The organism is Pseudomonas sp. WS 5410, assembly GCF_012985645.1.
Lineage (GTDB): Bacteria > Pseudomonadota > Gammaproteobacteria > Pseudomonadales > Pseudomonadaceae > Aquipseudomonas > Aquipseudomonas shahriarae.
The window spans coordinates 1-18417 of sequence record NZ_JAAQWS010000021.1 but is presented as its reverse complement, the minus strand read 5'-3'; the positions used below and the strand labels follow the sequence as shown (position 1 = coordinate 18417).

Annotated in this window: 8 protein-coding genes; 7 read left to right on the top strand and 1 reads right to left on the bottom strand. The window is 61.5% G+C overall.

Annotated features, from left to right (window positions below; all coding sequences use genetic code 11):
- Positions 1-4 precede the first annotated feature (4 nt).
- Positions 5-1411, top strand: a complete 1407-nt coding sequence (locus HBO24_RS24375) for an efflux transporter outer membrane subunit (protein ID WP_170060481.1) — start codon at positions 5-7, stop codon at positions 1409-1411.
- A 71-nt stretch (positions 1412-1482) separates the two neighbouring features.
- Here the strand turns inward: HBO24_RS24375 and HBO24_RS24370 are convergent, their stop codons facing one another.
- Positions 1483-3111 (bottom strand): PvdJ/PvdD/PvdP-like protein, encoded by a 1629-nt coding sequence (locus HBO24_RS24370; protein WP_170060480.1) that lies wholly within the window; start codon positions 3109-3111, stop codon positions 1483-1485.
- A 263-nt stretch (positions 3112-3374) separates the two neighbouring features.
- On the opposite strand from HBO24_RS24370, the gene pvdM reads away from it, so the two are divergent.
- From pvdM to HBO24_RS24340, 6 genes are all read left to right on the top strand, one after another.
- A complete protein-coding gene (pvdM, locus tag HBO24_RS24365) occupies positions 3375-4736 on the top strand; it encodes a pyoverdine-tailoring dipeptidase-like protein PvdM (RefSeq protein ID WP_115127934.1) in 1362 nt (453 codons plus the stop codon).
- The gene (locus HBO24_RS24360; protein WP_170060479.1) at positions 4733-6004 is read left to right on the top strand and encodes an aminotransferase class V-fold PLP-dependent enzyme; all 1272 of its coding nucleotides are present in this window, start codon (positions 4733-4735) and stop codon (positions 6002-6004) included. Before pvdM ends, HBO24_RS24360 begins: the two co-directional genes overlap by 4 nt.
- A 30-nt stretch (positions 6005-6034) precedes the next feature.
- Entirely contained in the window at positions 6035-6913 is an 879-nt protein-coding gene (locus tag HBO24_RS24355) for a formylglycine-generating enzyme family protein (RefSeq protein WP_057439090.1), read from the top strand.
- Positions 6914-7051: 138 nt separating this feature from the next.
- Positions 7052-8701, top strand: a complete 1650-nt coding sequence (locus HBO24_RS24350; RefSeq protein ID WP_170060478.1) for a cyclic peptide export ABC transporter — start codon at positions 7052-7054, stop codon at positions 8699-8701.
- 130 nt (positions 8702-8831) lie between these two features.
- The gene (locus tag HBO24_RS24345; protein WP_170060477.1) at positions 8832-16709 is read left to right on the top strand and encodes a non-ribosomal peptide synthetase; all 7878 of its coding nucleotides are present in this window, start codon (positions 8832-8834) and stop codon (positions 16707-16709) included.
- Positions 16710-18417: condensation domain-containing protein (locus HBO24_RS24340; RefSeq protein ID WP_170060476.1), on the top strand; the 1708-nt coding region annotated here is incomplete at its 3' end. It lies immediately after the preceding gene.

Sequence of the window (18417 nt, the reverse complement as noted above, 5' to 3'; positions counted from 1 at the left end):
CCCTATGAAAGCGCACTTGACCCTCGTTGCCGCCAGCCTGCTGCTGGCCGCGTGCAGCAGCCCGGCGCCGCGCCCGGAGAGCGGTTTGCAGCCACCGCCCGCGTGGGACACGGCGAGCAAGGCCCAGGCCCAGCATGTCAACCAGCAATGGTGGACGGCATTTGCCAGTCCGCAACTCGACCAATTGATCGAACAGGCCCGCGCTGGCAGTTACGACCTGGCCAGTGCCATGGCCCGGGTACGCCAGGCCCAGGCCAGCGCGGTGGTCGCCGGCGCGCCCTTGCTACCCGCGCTCACCGGCGGGCTCAACGCCAGCCGGCAGAAACAGCTGCGTGGCACGGGCAACAACCCACCGCAGAGCAACAGCAACAAAGACGCGGGGGACTACTTCAGTACAAACCTCACCGCCACCTACGAAATCGACTTCTGGGGCGGCAAGCATGCTGCACGCGACAGCGCGGAACTGGCCGTGCGCGCCAGCGAATTCGAGCGCGCCACGGTGGAGTTGACCCTGCTCAGCGGCGTGGCCACGACCTACACCCAACTGCTGGCACTGCATGAACAACAGCGTATCGCCGAACTGAACCTGGCCAATGCGCAAAGCGTCCTCAAACTGGTGCAGACCCGCCAGAACGCCGGCTCTGCCACCCAGCTGGAACTTGCGCAGCAAAAGAGCCTGGTCGCCGCGCAACAACGGCAGCTGCCAGAAGTCCGTCAACGCACCGAAGCCGCCCGGATCAGCCTGGCCGCCCTGCTCGGCCAACCGGTACAGACCCTGCCATTTACCGATCAATCCTTTGACCAACTGCGCTGGCCCAGCATTGCCGCCGGAGTACCCAGCGACCTGCTCAGCCGTCGCCCGGACATCGCCAGCGCCGAAGCGCAACTGGCGGCGGCCCAGGCCGATATCATCGTCGCCCGCGCCGCCATGCTGCCCACGGTCACCCTGACCGCCAACCTCGGCTCCGGCGCCAATCGCACTGCCGATATGCTGCGCAACCCGTTCTATAACCTCGCGGGCGGGCTGGTCGCGCCAATCTTCAACAACGGTCGCCTCGGCGCCGAACGCGACAGAGCGACGGCACGCCAGGATGAATTGCTGCACACCTATCGCAGGGCGATCATCAATGGCTTTGCCGATGTGGAAAAGGCCCTGAGCAGCATTCGCCAGCTCGACGAACAACGCCAGTGGCAGCGTGAGGAGCTGAGCCAGGCACAGACCGCCTTCCGCATCGCCCAAAGCCGTTATGAGGCCGGCGCGGAAGACTTGCTGACGGTGCTGGAAACCCAGCGCACACTGTATGCCGCCCAGGACCTGAACGTGCAACTGCGCCAGGCGCGGCTGGAGGCCAGTGTGGCGCTGTACAAGGCGCTGGGTGGAGGCTGGCAGGCACCCGACCTTCAACGATGAAGATCTAATGTGGGAACTGGCTTGCCAGCTCCCACATGGTTTAGTGTGCATTCAGGTTGATGGCGCGCCGGTCAAATGATCCGTTCCCTGACCTTCAAATGCCGCGCATACCACGGCCGTTTCGGCACCTTGCGGAACAAGTCCTTTAACTTGTCATCATCAGCGCCAAAGGTGATGCGCAAGGCCAGCTTCATGGTTTCCGGATCCATTTCCACAGTGCGCCCCATCTGCAATCCCGGGGTGGTACTGCAACCATGGGTGTCCGGCCCCAGCCACGGATCACCCACCTCGACCCAGCGCCCCGGCGCAAACCAAGGCACACCGTTGACCTCCAGGCGACTCAGTTCACCCGGGTGAAAGCGCTCATGGGCGCGAAACCAGTCCTCGAGCCGATCATCGATCCAACCATGAAAATGCCAGAACACCGGGTTCACATGGGAGGAAAACGGGTCGCCCAAAAAGTCATTCTCAGGCTCATACCAACGCGCCGCGAAGTCCGCCGGATCTCGCGCAAATGGCACGGGCGCACCATTGGAAGGATCGCGCGGCACCGAAGCCCAGCGCATATGCAACCAATCGTGCAACCCCAACTCAAGCTCCGAGCCGAACTGACCCAGAGTCAACTTGGCCAGGTAACGCGGGTCACGGTATTGCGACTCCCACACCTGGAAGTTGCTGTGGTAAGTCTCGGCCGCCTTGATCTCACTGACCCACTGGGTGTACTGCTCGTCACCGCTGGCCATCCAAGTGGGTGGCAGCGCAAAGCCATCGTGATTGTCGAAGTAGCGCGCAAAACCCCGGCGATCAGCCTCAAGTGCCGGCTGCGGCCCAGGGAAACGTGGCCATGACGGCAAGTCCTGCATCGAGCGCGCAGTACCGAGCATGTGCCGATGCATAAAGAAAAAGTCGATCCCCGAACCGTTGCGGTCCTTGCGCGGGCCACGGGCGTCGCGCTCTTTATCTCGTGGCCCGGGCTGCCAGCCGATACCGCGCAGGGCATTACGCTTGTCTTCAGGGAGCTTGTGCCACTGGTCCCGCGAGGCGTGCCAGAGCTGATGAAACAGGCGGTGCTCGGGCGCAACCAACCACGCCAGCAGCGTCGGGTTCAGGCCGATACGCTCGCGGGCTTCGGGAAAAAGCTGTTTGGTAGCGACAAAACGGTTGTCCCGCTCCAGCAGCGCCAGCGGGCGATCGAGGCTGAGGACCTGCCCGCTTAGGGTGCCGCTACCGGCATTGCCGAAGCTGCCCCAGACTTCGTCCAGGCGCATCTTGAATTCATAGGCCGGCCTGCCGTCTGGCGAGTCGCGGTCAATCAGGCGCCAGTACAGCAGCGCCGCATTGCCTGGCGCCAGGTCGCCGAGCACCTGATAGCGCGGCTCACCCTCTGCGCGCAGTTGCCCGGCCGTATCCAGGTAGCCACGCAGGCCTCGGCCACGCGGCGCAATATCAAGAAACAGTTCCAGGCCGTCGAGGGGCAAGCCTTGCAGCCCGGCATCAGCCCCTTCCAGGCGCAGGCTCCAGACACCCCGCAGGCTGTCCGCCAATTGCTGGCCGGCGGTGTCCGCCAGGTCTACCGTGGCCTCTTCGGGCGTGATGGGGAATTCCTCACGCGTCAACTCACGATGGGCATAAAAGGCCGCAGGTACGGCGGCGCCGGTCAGCGCCAGGCCTGCGATAAACCCTCGTCGAGAAATCGTCATGTTCCTACCTGTGTCAGCCTTGGAGCAGGCTTTATCCAAGCTAGAACGTTTAGCCGGGTGGCAAATTTACTGTAGGCGCCGACTGCCCGGCGATGGCGGTCTTCCTGTCGATGCATCACTGCCTGACCCACCGCTATCGCCGGCAAGCCGGCTCCTGCAGGTGATCGTTGGCGCGCTTAAATTTCCCTGCCCATCACTCGTTCTTCCCAGATAGCAAAGGCCCCTTGCGCCTGCACCTCAAAGGCGAACCGACTGAGATGGCAATGACAAAACCACGTTCGAAAAAGGCTCTATACATCGGCCTGCCCTTGGCCCTGGCCATTGCTGCCGGCGCAGGCTTTGCCTGGGATCACTGGTTTCGCGGCAATGCCGGCTACCCGCTGGAAGTGATCAAGCAAGCCAATGAACTGCAAGATCGGTTGATCTCGTTCGACAGCCATATCACCGTGCCCCTGGACTTCGGCACCGCAGGCCATGAAGCGGACAAGGACGGCAGCGGCCAGTTCGACCTGGCCAAGGCCAGTCGCGGACGCCTGTCGGGGGCGGCGCTGACGATTTTCGGCTGGCCCGAACTGTGGAACGGCGCCAACGCGCCCCACAAACCGACTGCAGGCTTTGTCGACGAGGCCCGGCATCAGCAAGAGGTGCGCTACAAGATCATCGCCGGTATGGTCCGCGACTTTCCCAACCAGGTCGGCATTGCCTATACCCCCGCCGATTTTCGCCGCCTGCATGGCGAAGGCAAGTTTGCGATTTTTATCAGCATGCTCAACGCCTACCCGCTGGGCAATGACCTGAACCTGCTGGACATGTGGACCGCACGCGGCATGCGCATGTTCGGCTTCAGCTACATCGGCAACAACAGCTGGTCGGACTCTTCGCGCCCACTGCCGTTTTTCAACGATTCACCGGACGCCCTCGGCGGCCTTTCGGATATCGGCAAGCAAGCCGTACAGCGCCTGAACGACCTGGGCGTGATCATCGACGTATCGCAAATGTCGACCACCGCCCTCGAGCAAGTCGCCCAGCTTAGCCGCACCCCCATGGTCGCTTCCCACTCTGCGCCCCGCGCATCGGTGGATATCCCACGCAACCTCAGCGACAAAGAACTGCAACTGATCAAAAACAGCGGCGGCGTGGTGCAAGTGGTGGCCTTCGGCGGTTACCTGCGACCGTTGAGCCAGCCGATCCAGGACAAGCTCAACGCACTGCGCGCGCGTTTCGACCTACCGCCACTGCCCAACCTGGCGATGGCATTGATGCCGGGGGATCCGATCATCGCCGCCTGGCCAGAACAGAAGTTCGGTGAATACGCCAGCGAGCTCTACGCCATTCTCGAAGAGGAACCCAAGGCCAGCCTCAAGGACCTGGGGGACGCCATCGACTACACCGTGCGCAAGATCGGCATCGACCACGTCGGCATTGCCTCGGACTTCAACGAAGGCGGCGGCGTCAAGGGCTGGAACGATGTCAGCGAAGTACGCAACGTGACCGCCGAACTGATCACCCGCGGTTACTCCGAAGCCGATATCGCCAAGCTGTGGGGCGGCAATTTCCTGCGGGTGTGGGAGCAGACGCAAAAATCCGCCAAACCTGGCGTCTTGCCAAGCGAGCCGACGCCATGACCGACCGCCGTACCTTTCTCAAGCAGGCCGGCATCCTCGCCGCCAGCCTGCCGTTGGGGGCCGGCCTTGAGGCCCAGGCAGCCCCCATCCAGGCACCCGCAGACAAATGGACGGGCCTGCGCCACCTGTTCGACCAGGACCCAAGCTACATCCACTTCTCCAACTTCCTGATCACCTCACACCCAAGGCCCGTGCGCGAGGCCATCGAACGGCACCGCGCCGCCATTGACCGCAACCCCGGCCTGACCATGGACTGGGACCTGCAGGAACCCTGGAAACGCGAACGCCAGGTGCGCGAATGGGCAGGTCGTTACCTGCAAGCCAAACCCGGCCAGATCGCCCTCACCGGCAGCACCACCGAGGGCTTGGCGATGATCTACGGCGGTATCCATGTGCGGCCCGACCAGGAGATCCTCACCACCGAGCACGAGCATTTTTCCACCGACAGCATCCTGGGGTTCCGCACCCGGCGCGACGGCACTCAGGTGCGCAAGATCAAGCTGTTCGCCAACGCCAATCAAGTGTCGATCGATGAAGTGCTGGCGGCCATCGAGCGCAATATCCGCCCCAACACTCGGGTGCTGGGTATGACCTGGGTGCAATCGGGCAGCGGCGTGAAGCTGCCGATCGGCGAAATCGGCCAACTGGTCAAACGCCATAACCAGGGGCGCGAAGAAAAAGACCGCATTCTCTACGTGGTCGATGGCGTGCATGGCTTTGGCGTCGAAGACCTGGCCTTCCCCGACATGCACTGCGATTTCTTTATCGCCGGCACCCATAAATGGATGTTCGGCCCACGCGGCACCGGCCTGGTATGCGCCGTGTCAGAGCAGGTGACCACCCTCACCCCCTGCGTGCCGACCTTCTCCGAAGACAGTGATTTCGCCACCTCGTTCTCCCCCGGTGGCTATCACGCCTATGAACACCGCTGGGCGCTGGACGAGGCCTTCAAGCTGCACCTGCAGCTGGGCAAGGCCCAGGTTCAGCAGCGTATCCACAGCCTCAACACCTACCTCAAGGACCGCCTGCAAGCGCGACCGAACATCGAGCTGGTCACCCCGTACAACCCGCAGCTCTCAGCCGGCTTCAGCTTCTTTCGGGTCAAGGGCCAGGACAGTGACAAGGTGGCCGCCTACCTGATGCGCAACCGTGTGGTCAGCGACGCAGTGAACCGCGACGTCGGCCCGGTGGTGCGCACCGCACCCGGCTTGCTCAATACCGAAGATGAAGTCGACCGCTTCCTGGTCCTGCTCGACAAAGCCCTCTGACACCCTTTTTTCTTGCCCACGAGACGACTCATGAACGATGAACCGCTCACCCCGACGCTCCTCAAATCCCTGGCCCTGACGGCATTGATGGCCTGCCTGTTGCCGTCCGCCCAAGCCGCGACGCCGCCCAAGCCCGGCACCGTGTTCAAGGACTGCAAAAACTGCCCGGAAATGGTGGTGCTGCCTACCGGCACGTTCAAAATGGGCACCCCGGATGATGAAGTCGGTCGCCAGCCCGATGAAGGGCCGATGCATGACGTGACCTTCGCCAAACCCGTGGCCATCAGCCGCTTCCAGGTGCTGGCCGGCGAATGGGACCGTTACGTACAAGAAACCGGCTACAAGATGCCCGACGGCGACGACCGTCCAGGGCGCAAATGCACGGCCGGCAAACCCACCTACAAGACAAGCCCCAAACATCCGGCAGTGTGCATGGACTTTGCCGAAGCCAATGCCTATGTCGCCTGGCTGTCGAAGAAAACCGGCAAGCAGTACCGCATGGTCAGCGAGTCCCTGCGTGAATACGCCGCCCGTGGCGGCACCTCCGGCCCGTTCCCATTTCCATTCGATGAAGGCAAGGAGTACAGCATCGCCAAGCACGCCAATACCTACGGGCCGGCGGATGGCTACAGCTATACCGCCCCGGCCGGCAGCTATGCGCCCAATGCGTTCGGCGTGTATGACATGCATGGCAACGTCTACGAATGGGTCGAAGACTGTGAAAACGACAGCTATGTCGGTGCGCCCAGCGATGGCAGCGCCTGGCTGACCGGGCAGTGCGAAGTGCGGCAGATTCGCGGCAACGACTGGGGCGAAGCGCCGGTGTTTTCCCGCTCCGGCAACCGCAACAGCCTCAACTCCAACGTGCGCGGCGACTGGCTGGGCTTTCGCGTGGCACGGGATCTCTGAGCCTACGCACCTCGGGACGCGGCTAAATCGCGCCCCGCCCGACTCGTCCTCCTACTATCGGCCTGCCAACGGTAAACCTCCGCGCGCAGGCCTTCACTTGCCCACAGCACGTAGCCACGTCGCGATCGAGGTAGTTTCATGACCGCAGCACCGCGCAGCGCCATTCGAGAACTCTTGAGCCTGCTCAAGCCCTATCGGCGGATTGTTATTTCTTCCATCACGCTGGGCATCGTCGGCGGCCTTAGCGTCACGGCGCTGCTGGCCACGGTCAACCGCGGCCTGCACAGCGCCGACGGCATGGGCACCGGCGTGGTGCTGGCCTTCGCCGGGCTGTGCCTACTGGCCCTGCTCAGCAGTATCGGCGCCGACATCGGCACCAATTTCGTCGGTCAGAAGGTGATTGCCAAACTGCGCAAGGACCTCGGCGCCAAAGTGCTCGCCGCCCCCATCGAACAGATCGAGCGCTACCGCACTCACCGCCTGATCCCGGTGCTGACCCACGACGTGGACACCATCAGCGACTTTGCCTTCGCCTTCGCCCCGCTGGCGATTTCCACCACAGTGATCCTGGGCTGCCTGGGCTATCTGGCGGTGCTGTCCTGGCCGATCTTCCTGATGACCCTGCTGGCCATCGGCATTGGTTCGGCGGTGCAGTACGTGGCTCAAAGCAAAGGCATCAAAGGGTTCTACGCGGCACGTGACGCCGAAGACAACCTGCAAAAACACTATTCGGCGATTGCCGAGGGTGCCAAGGAACTGCGCATCCACCGCCCACGTCGGCATGCCATGCACACCCGTAATATCCAGGGCACCGCCGACAAAATCTGCGACACCCACATCCGCTCGATCAATATCTTCGTGATTGCCAAGAGCCTGGGCTCGATGCTGTTTTTCGTGGTTATCGGTCTGGCCCTGACCCTGCAACAATTCTGGCCCAGTTCGGACCCGGCGGTGATGAGCGGCTTTGTCCTGGTGCTGCTGTACATGAAAGGTCCGCTGGAAAACCTGATCGGCAACCTGCCGATCATCAGCCGCGCGCAAATTGCCTTCCGCCGCATTGCCGACCTGTCGGAGCGTTTCTCCTCGCCGGAACCACACCTGCTGCTCGATGACGCCAACAAAACCGTGCCCGTGATGAAGCACTTGGAACTGCGCAACGTGCAGTACGCCTTCCCAACGGTCGAAGGCAGCGAGCCGTTCAAGCTCGGGCCGGTCAACCTGAGCATCGAGCCTGGGGAAATTCTGTTTATCGTCGGTGAAAACGGTTGCGGCAAGACCACCCTGATCAAGCTGCTACTGGGCCTGTACACCCCGCAGCAAGGTGAAATCCGTCTCAACGGCCTGCCCGTGGACGCCCTGGGGCTGGATGACTACCGGCAGATGTTCACCACGATTTTTGCCGACTACTTCCTGTTCGACGACCTGGTGCAGAACGACAAGGCCTTGCCCGACGACGCCACTCAATACCTGGAGCGCCTGGAAATCGCCCACAAGGTCAGCGTGCGCGACGGCGCGTTCACCACCACCGACCTGTCCACCGGGCAACGCAAGCGTCTAGCCCTGGTCAACGCCTGGCTCGACGAGCGCCCGGTGCTGGTGTTCGACGAGTGGGCGGCGGACCAGGACCCGACCTTCCGGCGGATTTTCTACACCGAGCTGCTGCCGGACCTCAAGCGCCTGGGCAAGACCATCATCGTCATCTCCCACGACGACCGTTACTTCGACGTCGCCGACCAACTGGTACGCATGCAGGCCGGCCGAGTCATCACTGAAAAAGCCTGCGCCTGACCTCCCCTGTAGCAGCCGGCTTGCCGGCTACTACAACGCTCCCCGCCTGCTATTGCACCTAAATCTCATTGATCGAACTTCGTCTTCCTGACACAGCTTATTTCCTCTGCCGACGGCGACGAGATCGATCATGAACCAATTGAACCAACTTCCCGATGACGACCTGCTGGCCTTGTTGCTGGCCGATGAAGCCGGCGCCGGGCAGTCCATCCAGAGCCTCGCCGGGCGTGATCCGGTGCCGCTGTCGTTCGCCCAGCAGCGTCTGTGGTTCCTGCAACAGTTCGATCCGCAAAGCCATGCCTATAACCTGCCACGGGCGATTGCCATCAAGGGACCGGTGGACGCGTGCGCCCTGGAAGCGGCCCTTAACCAGGTGATCAATCGCCACGATATCCTGCGTACCGCCTTTCGCAACACCGACGGCACGCCCCTACAAGTCATCGACCAGGGCGCACAGCTGAACCTGCTCGAAGAGGACCTGAGCGCCCTGGACAGCGTCCAGCGCGAACAGCAAGTGCAAGATCGCATCCGCCAGCACGCCACCCAGCCCTTCGACCTGAGCCAGGCGCCGCTGATTCGTAGCACCCTGCTCAAGCGCGCCACGCAGGATTATGTGCTGCTGCTCAATATGCATCACATCGTCTCGGACGCCTGGTCCAATCCGATCCTGATGCACGACCTGGCAAGCGCCCTTGGCCAACCAGGCCGGGCCCTGCCGCGCCCGTCCATCCAGTACGCCGACTACGCCCAGTGGCAACGCCAAGACTACCCGCTGACACCGCAACACGCCGCAGCCGCCCAGTATTGGAAGGCCATCCTTGGCAATGATATCCCGGCCCTGACACTGCCTCGCGAGCGCCTGGAAAACCACGCAGGTGCCGGCCATCATGCCCACACCCTGCCTGCATACTTGAACGAGCAGCTCCAGAGCTTTTGCCAGCAACAGGGCCTGACCCCGTTCGTAGTACTGCTCGGCACCTGGCAATTGCTGCTGGGACGCTACAGCGGCCAGACCGACTTCACCGTCGGCGTGCCCAACGCCACACGCAACCAGGCACAGATCCAGGACCTGGTGGGCTTTTTCGTCAGCAGCCAGGTGTATCGCGCGCGACTGGCACCCGAGCAATCGTGCAGCGCGTTCCTCCAGGCCCTGCGCCAGCAATCCCTCGCCGCCCTGGAACATGCCGACTACCCCATCGAGCTGATCCTCGAAGACCTCCACCTGCAACGCAGCCCCCAGGCCAACCCGCTGTTCCAGACCCTGTTCAACTGGCGCGCCGGCGCCGCGCAGGACGCGCCCCTGCACCTGGGCCCGTTGCAACTGACGTTTATGGACAGCCACCCGTTGCAGGCCAAGTTCGACCTGTCGCTGGACGTGGAGTACAGCCAGCAGCAGATCACCGCGCATTTCGACTATGACGCCGGGTGCTTCACCCCGGCGACCATCGCCACTCTGGCCGGGCACTGGCAGAACCTGTTGCAAGCCATGGTTGAGCAACCGCAGGCACTGATCGGCGAGCTTGCGATGCTCAGTGATGAGGAGCGTGAGCGGCAGTTGGGGCAGTGGAATACCACGGCCGTCCACTACCCCAACGCAGCCCCTGTGCATGTGTTGGTCGCGGAGCAAGCCGAACGCCTGCCACATGCCGCCGCTGTGGTGCTCGGCGAGCAGCAGTTGACCCTGGATCAGCTCAACCGTCGCGCCAACCAACTGGCTCACAAGCTGCTGGAGCTGGGCGTTGGCCCCAACGTCTGCGTGGGCCTGGGCCTTGAGCGCAGCCTGGAAATGGTCATCGCCCTGCTGGCCGTGCTCAAGGCAGGCGGCGCCTATGTACCGCTGGACCCGGCCTACCCCGCTGACCGCCTGGCCTACATGATCAACGACAGCGGCATCGGCCTGCTGCTGACCCAAAGCAGCCTGGCATTGCCCGCCCCGGACAGCCTGCCGTCCCTGTGCCTGGACCAGGACAGCGACTGGCTGGAAGGCTATGACAGCGCCAACCCGCAGCTAACAGTCAGCGCCGATAATCTGGCCTACATGATCTATACCTCTGGCTCCACCGGGCAGCCCAAGGGCGTGCAGGTGCGCCACGGCGCTCTGACCAATCATATGCTGTGGATGCAGGGCGAATTGGGCCTGAACGCTGCGGACCGGGTCTTGCAAAAAACCGCCTTCAGCTTCGACGCCTCGGTGTGGGAGTTCTGGTTGCCCTTGCTCAACGGTGCGCAGTTGGTCCTCGCCTCCCGCGAGTTGTCCGACGATTTGTCAGTGCTGTGGTCGGAAGTAGCCGCCCAGCGCATCAGCGTGCTGCAAATGGCCCCTTCCCTGCTGCAAGCCTTGCTCGTCGACGAACAGGGCGCGCAGATGCAATCCCTGCGCTTGCTGCTGCTGGGCGGCGAAGCCTTGGGTACTCCGCTGGTCGCACAATTGCGCGAACGCTGGAACGGCCGCCTGTGCAACCTTTATGGCCCAACCGAAGCCACTATCGACACCACCTTCTTTGATGTCGCCAGCCTGCCCGAAGGCGCCATCGCCCCTATCGGCCGCCCCCTCGCCAACGTGCGTACCTACCTGCTCGACCACGACCTGCAGCTGTGCCCGGTGGGCACCAGCGCCGAACTGCTGATCGGCGGCGACTCCCTGGCACAGGGCTACCACCAGCGCCCAGGGCTGACCGCCGAACGCTTTATTCCCGATCCGCTTGCAAGTAATGGCGCACGCCTGTATCGCAGCGGCGACCTGACGCGCTACCGTGCCGATGGGGTCATCGACTACATCGGGCGCATCGACCATCAGGTAAAAATCCGCGGCCTGCGTATCGAACTGGGAGAGATTGAAGCGCAACTGCTGCGACACAAGGCGGTGCGCGAAGCCGTGGTCATCGCCCACCCAACCCCGCGCGGCGCGCAGTTAGTGGGTTATGTGGTGCCGACGGAACCGGCAACAGACATTAACCGCCAGGACGCCTTGCGCGAGGTCTTAAAAGCCTGGCTCGGCGAACAGCTGCCAGACTATATGGTCCCAGGTCATTTGCTGATCCTGGCGCAACTGCCCCTGACCCCCAACGGCAAACTCGACCGCAAGGCCCTGCCCGCCCCCGACGCGAGCCAGGCCCTGCACGCCTACGTGGCCCCGCAAAACGATCTGCAACAACGCATCGCAGCCATCTGGCAAGACGTGCTCAAACTTGCAAAAATCGGCCTGAACGACAACTTCTTCGAACTGGGCGGCGACTCGATCATCTCCATTCAGGTGGTCAGCCGCGCCCGCCAGGCCGGCATCCACTTCACCCCCAAGGACCTGTTCCAGCACCAGACCATCCAGAGCCTGGCCAGCGTGGCGAAAACCCACGGCCAGGGCCTCGCGATCGATCAAGGTCCGGTCACCGGCAGCGCACCACTGCTGCCGATCCAACACCTGTTCTTCGATACCGAGATCCCCGAGCGCCACCACTGGAATCAATCGGTACTGCTCAAGCCCGCCACGGCCCTGGACCCGCACCTGCTGGAACAGGCCCTCAACGCCCTCATCCAACACCACGACGCCCTGCGCCTGAGCTTCACTCAGGCTGATTCTGGCTGGAACGCCGAATACCGCCCGGCCACGGCGTCGGTGTTGTGGCAGACCCGGATTGACGACGCAACGCAACTGCAATCTTTGGGCGACGAAGCCCAACGCAGCCTCAACCTGCAAGACGGACCGCTGCTGCGCGCGGTGCTGGTCAGCCTGGGTGACGGTAGCCAGCGCTTGCTGCTGGCGATTCATCACTTGGTGGTGGATGGCGTGTCGTGGCGGATTTTGTTTGATGATTTGCAAACCGTGTACCGGCAAGTGCAGGCGGGCCAGGCGATTGAATTGCCGGAGAAGACCAGTGCGTATAAGACATGGGGAGAAAGGTTGCGGGGCTATGGGCAGAGTGCCGAGTTGCAACAGGAACTGACGTACTGGGAACAGCAACTGGACGCCGCCAGCCACGACCTGCCGCAATCCAACCCTGACGGTAGCCAGCAGCATAGCCGGTCAACGACTGTCGATATCCTATTGAGCAAAACCCTGACCCAACAACTGTTGCAAGTCGCGCCCGCGGCCTATCGCACGCAAATCAATGATCTGCTGCTGACGGCCCTAACCCGTGCAGTCAGCCAATGGACCACGCGCGACAACGTGCTGATCCAACTGGAAAGCCATGGCCGCGAACCCCTGTTCGATGACATTGACCTAACCCGCACCATCGGCTGGTTCACCAGCCTGTACCCGGTCAAGTTGAGCGCCCATCCGGATTTGGGCGAAGCAATCAAACAGGTCAAGGAACAACTGCGGGCCATTCCTGACAAAGGCATTGGATTTGGCGTTCTACGCTATCTGGGTGACGCTCAGACTCGGGAACGCCTGAGCGCATTGCCCGTGCCACGTATTACCTTCAACTACCTGGGCCAGTTCGACGGTAGCTTCGACAGTGCCGAAGGCGCGCTGTTTGTGCCTACTGGCGAGGAGCGTGGTGCCGAAAAAAGCAGCGAAACGCCTTTGGGCAACTGGCTGACCATCAATAGCCAGGTCTATGGCAGCCAGTTGAGCATGAGCTGGACGTTCAGCGACGACGTCTTCCCTGTTGAAGTCATCCAGAACCTCGCCAACAACTGCCTGCATGCGCTCGAGCAACTGATCGGCTATTGCTGCGATACCGATCACCAAGGTGCAACACCCTCTGACTTCCCATTGGCTGGGTTGAGCCAGGCACAACTGGACACACTGAGCATCCCGGTCCAGCAGATCGAAGACATTTACCCGTTGTCGCCGATGCAGGAAGGCTTGCTGGTGCACACGTTACTGGAAAAAAACTCCGGCATTTACTTCATGCAAGAGTGCTACACCATCAAGGAAACGCTGGACTATCCGCGCTTCGAGGCGGCCTGGCAGCAGGTGGTAAAACGCTATGAAGCGATTCGGGCGTCATTCCTGTGGAATACCGGCGGCACGCTGCTGCAAGTCATCCACAAAAACAGCAACGTGCAGGTCGAACGGCTGGACTTGAGCCATGTGCCGATGGACCGGGTACAAGCACAGATCGAACACTTGCTCAAGGTAGAGCGGGAAGCCGGCTTCGATCTAGCCTTGCAGCCTCCGATCCGCTTCAAGCTGATCCTGCTGGCCGACCACTCCCACCGGTTTGTCATGAGCAACCACCATATCCTGCTAGATGCCTGGTGCCGCTCGTTGCTGATGTCGGACTTCTTCGAGATCTACCACGCCATGTTGGCGGGTAAACCCTGTGAGCTCGCCACGCCCTACCGCTTCCGCGACTTTATCCAGTGGTTGCAACAACAGGATCGCACCGCCGCCACGACGTTCTGGCAAGATCAACTGGAGGGCCTGGAGCACACCACGTCACTCCCGGTGGATCATCCGCAAGTGCCTGCGCACTCGGTGTCGGTGATTGGCGACAACTACACCTGGCTCAGCCAGCAAGACAGCACCGCACTGCAAGAGGCCGCGACGCGCCACCACCTCACGCTCAACACCTTCGTCCAGGCTGCCTGGGCCTTGACCCTGCATAACCACAGTCGCTCGCGGGACGTAGTGTTCGGTGTTACGGTTTCCGGTCGCCCAGCGCATATTCCCGAGATGCAAAATACCGTAGGGCTGTTTATCAACAGCGTACCGTTGCGGGTCGCTATCCCCACCCCGGACAGTCAACTCAGCACCCTCGCCTGGCTGCAAACCATCCTGCACAAGAACGTGTCAGTGCGTGAATATGACTATCTGCCCCTGGTCAACATTCAGGAGTGTAGCCAGATCCTCAAAGGCCAGCCGCTGTTCAACAGCCTCTTCGTCTACGAAAACGCGCCGATGGAAGACTCCGTCGGCCAGGACGCTCAGGACATGGGCGTAATCTCCGAATCTTCGCGGACCCACACTAATTATCCGGTGACCGTGGTGGTCTACCCAAGCGACAAGATTGGCCTGCATCTGTCATACGACACCCGCTTTTTCGAGCAGTCGACCATGGACAGCTTGCTCGAAGAGTTCAAGCAATGGCTGATCGCCCTACGTCATCACCTGCACCAACCGTTGGCCCAGATCACTCTGGTGGCTCCGGAACGTCTAAGTGAGTGGGCCCTTGAACACAATCAATCGCAGGTGCCCCACGATCTGCAGCGCTCATTTGTCGAGCAGTTCGAACAGCACGTCGATGCCAGCCCGCAACGCGTGGCAGCGGTTTGCCAGGACCGTGCCTGGACCTACGAGCAACTCGACCATGAGGCGAACATCCTCGGCCATCGCTTGATCGAGCGCGGCGTGGGCCTGGACCAACCCGTGGCCCTGCTGGCCGACCGCGACCTGGAGCTGCTGGCAATGATTGTCGGCACCTTCAAGGCCGGCGCAGGATATCTTCCGTTGGACCCAAGCCATCCTGGCGAACGGATCAAGAGCGTCCTGCGCCTTAGCAAGACGCCACTATTGGTCTGCACGGCCAAGTACCGCGAGCAGGCCCAGATGCTGCTTGGCGAACTGGCCATCAGCGCCCCCGAACATAGCGTGGGCCTGCTGGTCTGGGAGGATCTGCCGCCTGATTTGGCCAACCGGCAACGCCCAGGACGCTACAGCGGCCCGAACAATCTGGCTTATGTGATTTTCACTTCAGGCTCCACCGGGCAGCCCAAGGGGGTCATGGTGGAACAGGCCGGCATGCTCAACAATCAGTTGAGCAAAGTGCCTTACCTGCAACTGACCGAGCAGGACATCATCGCGCAGACCGCTTCCCAGTCGTTCGACATTTCTGTCTGGCAGTTCCTCACCGCACTGCTGTGCGGCGCCAAGGTATGTATTTTTGCCGACGACATTTCGAAGAACCCTCAGGCTCTGCTCAAGCACGTTGAAGAACAACGTATTACCGTGCTGGAAATTGTCCCGGCGCTGATCCAGGCGCTGCTAATCGAACAACACAGCGACCTTCCCGACCTGCGCTGGCTACTACCAACGGGCGAAGCGCTGCCGGCAGAAACTGCCGCCGACTGGCTGGCACGCTACCCGGCCATCAAGCTGATCAACGCCTACGGGCCGGCTGAGTGTTCTGATGATGTGGCGTTCTACAACATCGACCCGGCCTCGACTCAACGCACCTACATCCCGATCGGTTACCCAACCGATAATAATCGTCTGTATGTGCTGGACGGCGACCTGTCGCCGATCCCCACCGGGGCAACGGGTGAAATCTGCATTGCCGGCGTCGGCGTAGGGCGCGGCTACTGTGGTGACCCGGTGCGCACCGCCGCCAGCTTTGTGCCCAACCCCTTTGCCCTGATACCGGGCGAGCGGTTGTACAAGAGCGGTGACCTGGCGCGCCGACGCAAGGAAGACGGCGCCCTGGAGTACCTGGGGCGTGTGGACCAGCAGGTAAAAATCCACGGATTCCGTATAGAGCTGGGCGAGATCGAGGCGCAAATCGCGCTGTTCCCCGGGGTTCGCGAAGCGGCCGTACTGGTCGGCGAGAACCCGCTGGGCAAGCAGTTGATTGCCTATCTGACCCTGGAAGAAGGTGACACTCACTCAGGCATCGATGCGCTGCGGGCCTTCCTCAAGGCCCGCCTGCCGGCCTACATGATTCCTGCCCAGGTGCATGTGCTGGAGCAGATGCCACGCAACCCCAACGGCAAGCTCGACCGCAAGGCTCTGGCCTGCGTAGACGTGCAAAGCGAAGCCCAGGAACACCGTGAACCGCAAAGCGGGTTGCAGAGCGACATTGCCGATATCTGGCGAGCAGTGCTGAAAATCCAGCGTATTGGCCTGGATGACAACTTCTTCGCCCTTGGTGGCAATTCGCTGCTGGCCACGCAGGTGACGTCCCGCGTGCACCTGCACCTGGGTATTGAGGTACCACTGGCCACGATTTTCGAAAGTGCCTCGCTGCAAGACTATGCATCCCGTATCGAGCCCGCTGGCGAACAAGCCCCTGATGACTCATTGAATGATCTGTTTGATCTGCTCGATGTGCTGGAGACCCAATAAATGCAAGCCAACGCCCTGAATGACTTGATAGACCGCTTTATCAAGTTGCCAGTTACCCAGCGCAAAACCCTCTATGAGCAAATGAGCGCCAAGGGCATGAGCTTGTCGCGCTTGCCGATCCCACAAATCCGGCATTTCTTTGCGCAAATACCCTTGTCGTTTGCCCAGGAGCGCCAGTGGTTTCTGTGGTTGCTCGATCCTGCCAGCGCCGCCTATAACCTGCCAACCGCACTGCGGTTGCGGGGACCACTGGACGTCGATGCATTGCAACGCAGCTTCGATACCCTGATCGAACGCCACCAAAGCTTGCGCACCCGATTTGTCGAAGAACCTCAAGGCGTGATGCAGGTGATCGCCCCCCTGAGCGGCCTGTTCCTCGACGTCATTAGCAAGAACGGCGCCACAGATAGTTTTATCAAGGACTTCGTTGAACAGCAGAGCCGTCAACCCTTCGACCTGCGCCGTGATCAGTTACTGCGGGTGAAGTTAGTACGCATTTCTGAAGAGGATCATGTCCTGCTGCTGGTCCAGCATCATATTGTCTCCGATGACTGGTCAATGCACATGATGGTCCAGGAACTGGTTCAACTGTATGGTGGCTATTCCCAGGGCCTATCCGTCGAGCTGCAAGCACTGCCGATTCAATACACCGATTATTCGATCTGGCAGCGCCGCTGGATGGAGGCAGGGGAAAGTGAACGCCAGCTGGCTTACTGGAAGGGCCAACTGGGCGGCGAACAGCCGGTCCTGGAGTTGCCCACAGATCGTTCGCGACTTGCCGTGCAGAGCTATCGTGGGGCGAACATCACGGTCACGGTTCCCCCGGCGCTGGCACAAAAACTCAAGCAGCTTGCCCAGCAGAGCAATGTGACACTGTTCATGCTGCTGCTCGCCTCGTTCCAGGCACTTTTGCACCATTACAGCCGTCAGGCCGACATTCGTGTCGGCGTGCCTGTGGCCAATCGCAACCGGGTAGAAACCGAGCGTTTGCTGGGCTTTTTTGTTAACACCCAAGTGCTCAGGGCACGCTTCGATGAACCGCTGTCCTTCAGCGAACTGTTGGCACAGGTCAAGCAAACTGCGCTGCAAGCCCAAGCCCACCAGGACCTGCCCTTCGAGCAACTGGTCGAAGCCCTGCAGCCGGAACGTAACCTGAGCCTCAACCCTTTGTTCCAGGTGATGTTCAACCACCTCAGCGAACACCAGGGCGCCTCAGCCGGCCAGCCGTCATCACCTTCCGCCTTGCACGTCGAGAGTCTGAGCAGAGAACACCATACCGCTCAATTCGACCTGACCCTCAACACCTTTGAATCAGCACAGGGTCTGTCTGCAACGCTGAACTATGCCACCGACCTGTTTGACGCCAGCACCATTGAGCGCTTTGGGAAACATTGGCTGAACTTGCTGGAACACTGCATTGCAGCGCCACAGCAGCCAATCAACAGTATGTCGCTGCTCAGTGATATGGAAAGACAGCAGATCCTACGAGGTTGGAACGCCAGCACTGCCGACTACCCTCGCGACAGCGCCATCCACCACCTGATCGAAGCCCAGGCCGCCCGCACCCGGGATGCCGTGGCGTTGGTCTTCGACACCCAGTCATTGACCTTTGCCCGACTCAACCAGCAGGCCAACCGCCTGGCCCATCGCCTGATCGCGGCCGGTGTCGGCCCTGATGTACTGGTGGGAATTGCGGTGCAACGCAGCG

Bases quoted from the DNA above. Each gene is read 5' to 3' on its own strand.
- HBO24_RS24375 (WP_170060481.1), top strand. From the start codon at position 5: ATGAAAGCGCACTTGACCCTCGTTGCCGCCAGCCTGCTGCTGGCCGCG.
- HBO24_RS24370 (WP_170060480.1), bottom strand. From the start codon at position 3,111: ATGACGATTTCTCGACGAGGGTTTATCGCAGGCCTGGCGCTGACCGGC.
- pvdM (WP_115127934.1), top strand. From the start codon at position 3,375: ATGACAAAACCACGTTCGAAAAAGGCTCTATACATCGGCCTGCCCTTG.
- HBO24_RS24360 (WP_170060479.1), top strand. From the start codon at position 4,733: ATGACCGACCGCCGTACCTTTCTCAAGCAGGCCGGCATCCTCGCCGCC.
- HBO24_RS24355 (WP_057439090.1), top strand. From the start codon at position 6,035: ATGAACGATGAACCGCTCACCCCGACGCTCCTCAAATCCCTGGCCCTG.
- HBO24_RS24350 (WP_170060478.1), top strand. From the start codon at position 7,052: ATGACCGCAGCACCGCGCAGCGCCATTCGAGAACTCTTGAGCCTGCTC.
- HBO24_RS24345 (WP_170060477.1), top strand. From the start codon at position 8,832: ATGAACCAATTGAACCAACTTCCCGATGACGACCTGCTGGCCTTGTTG.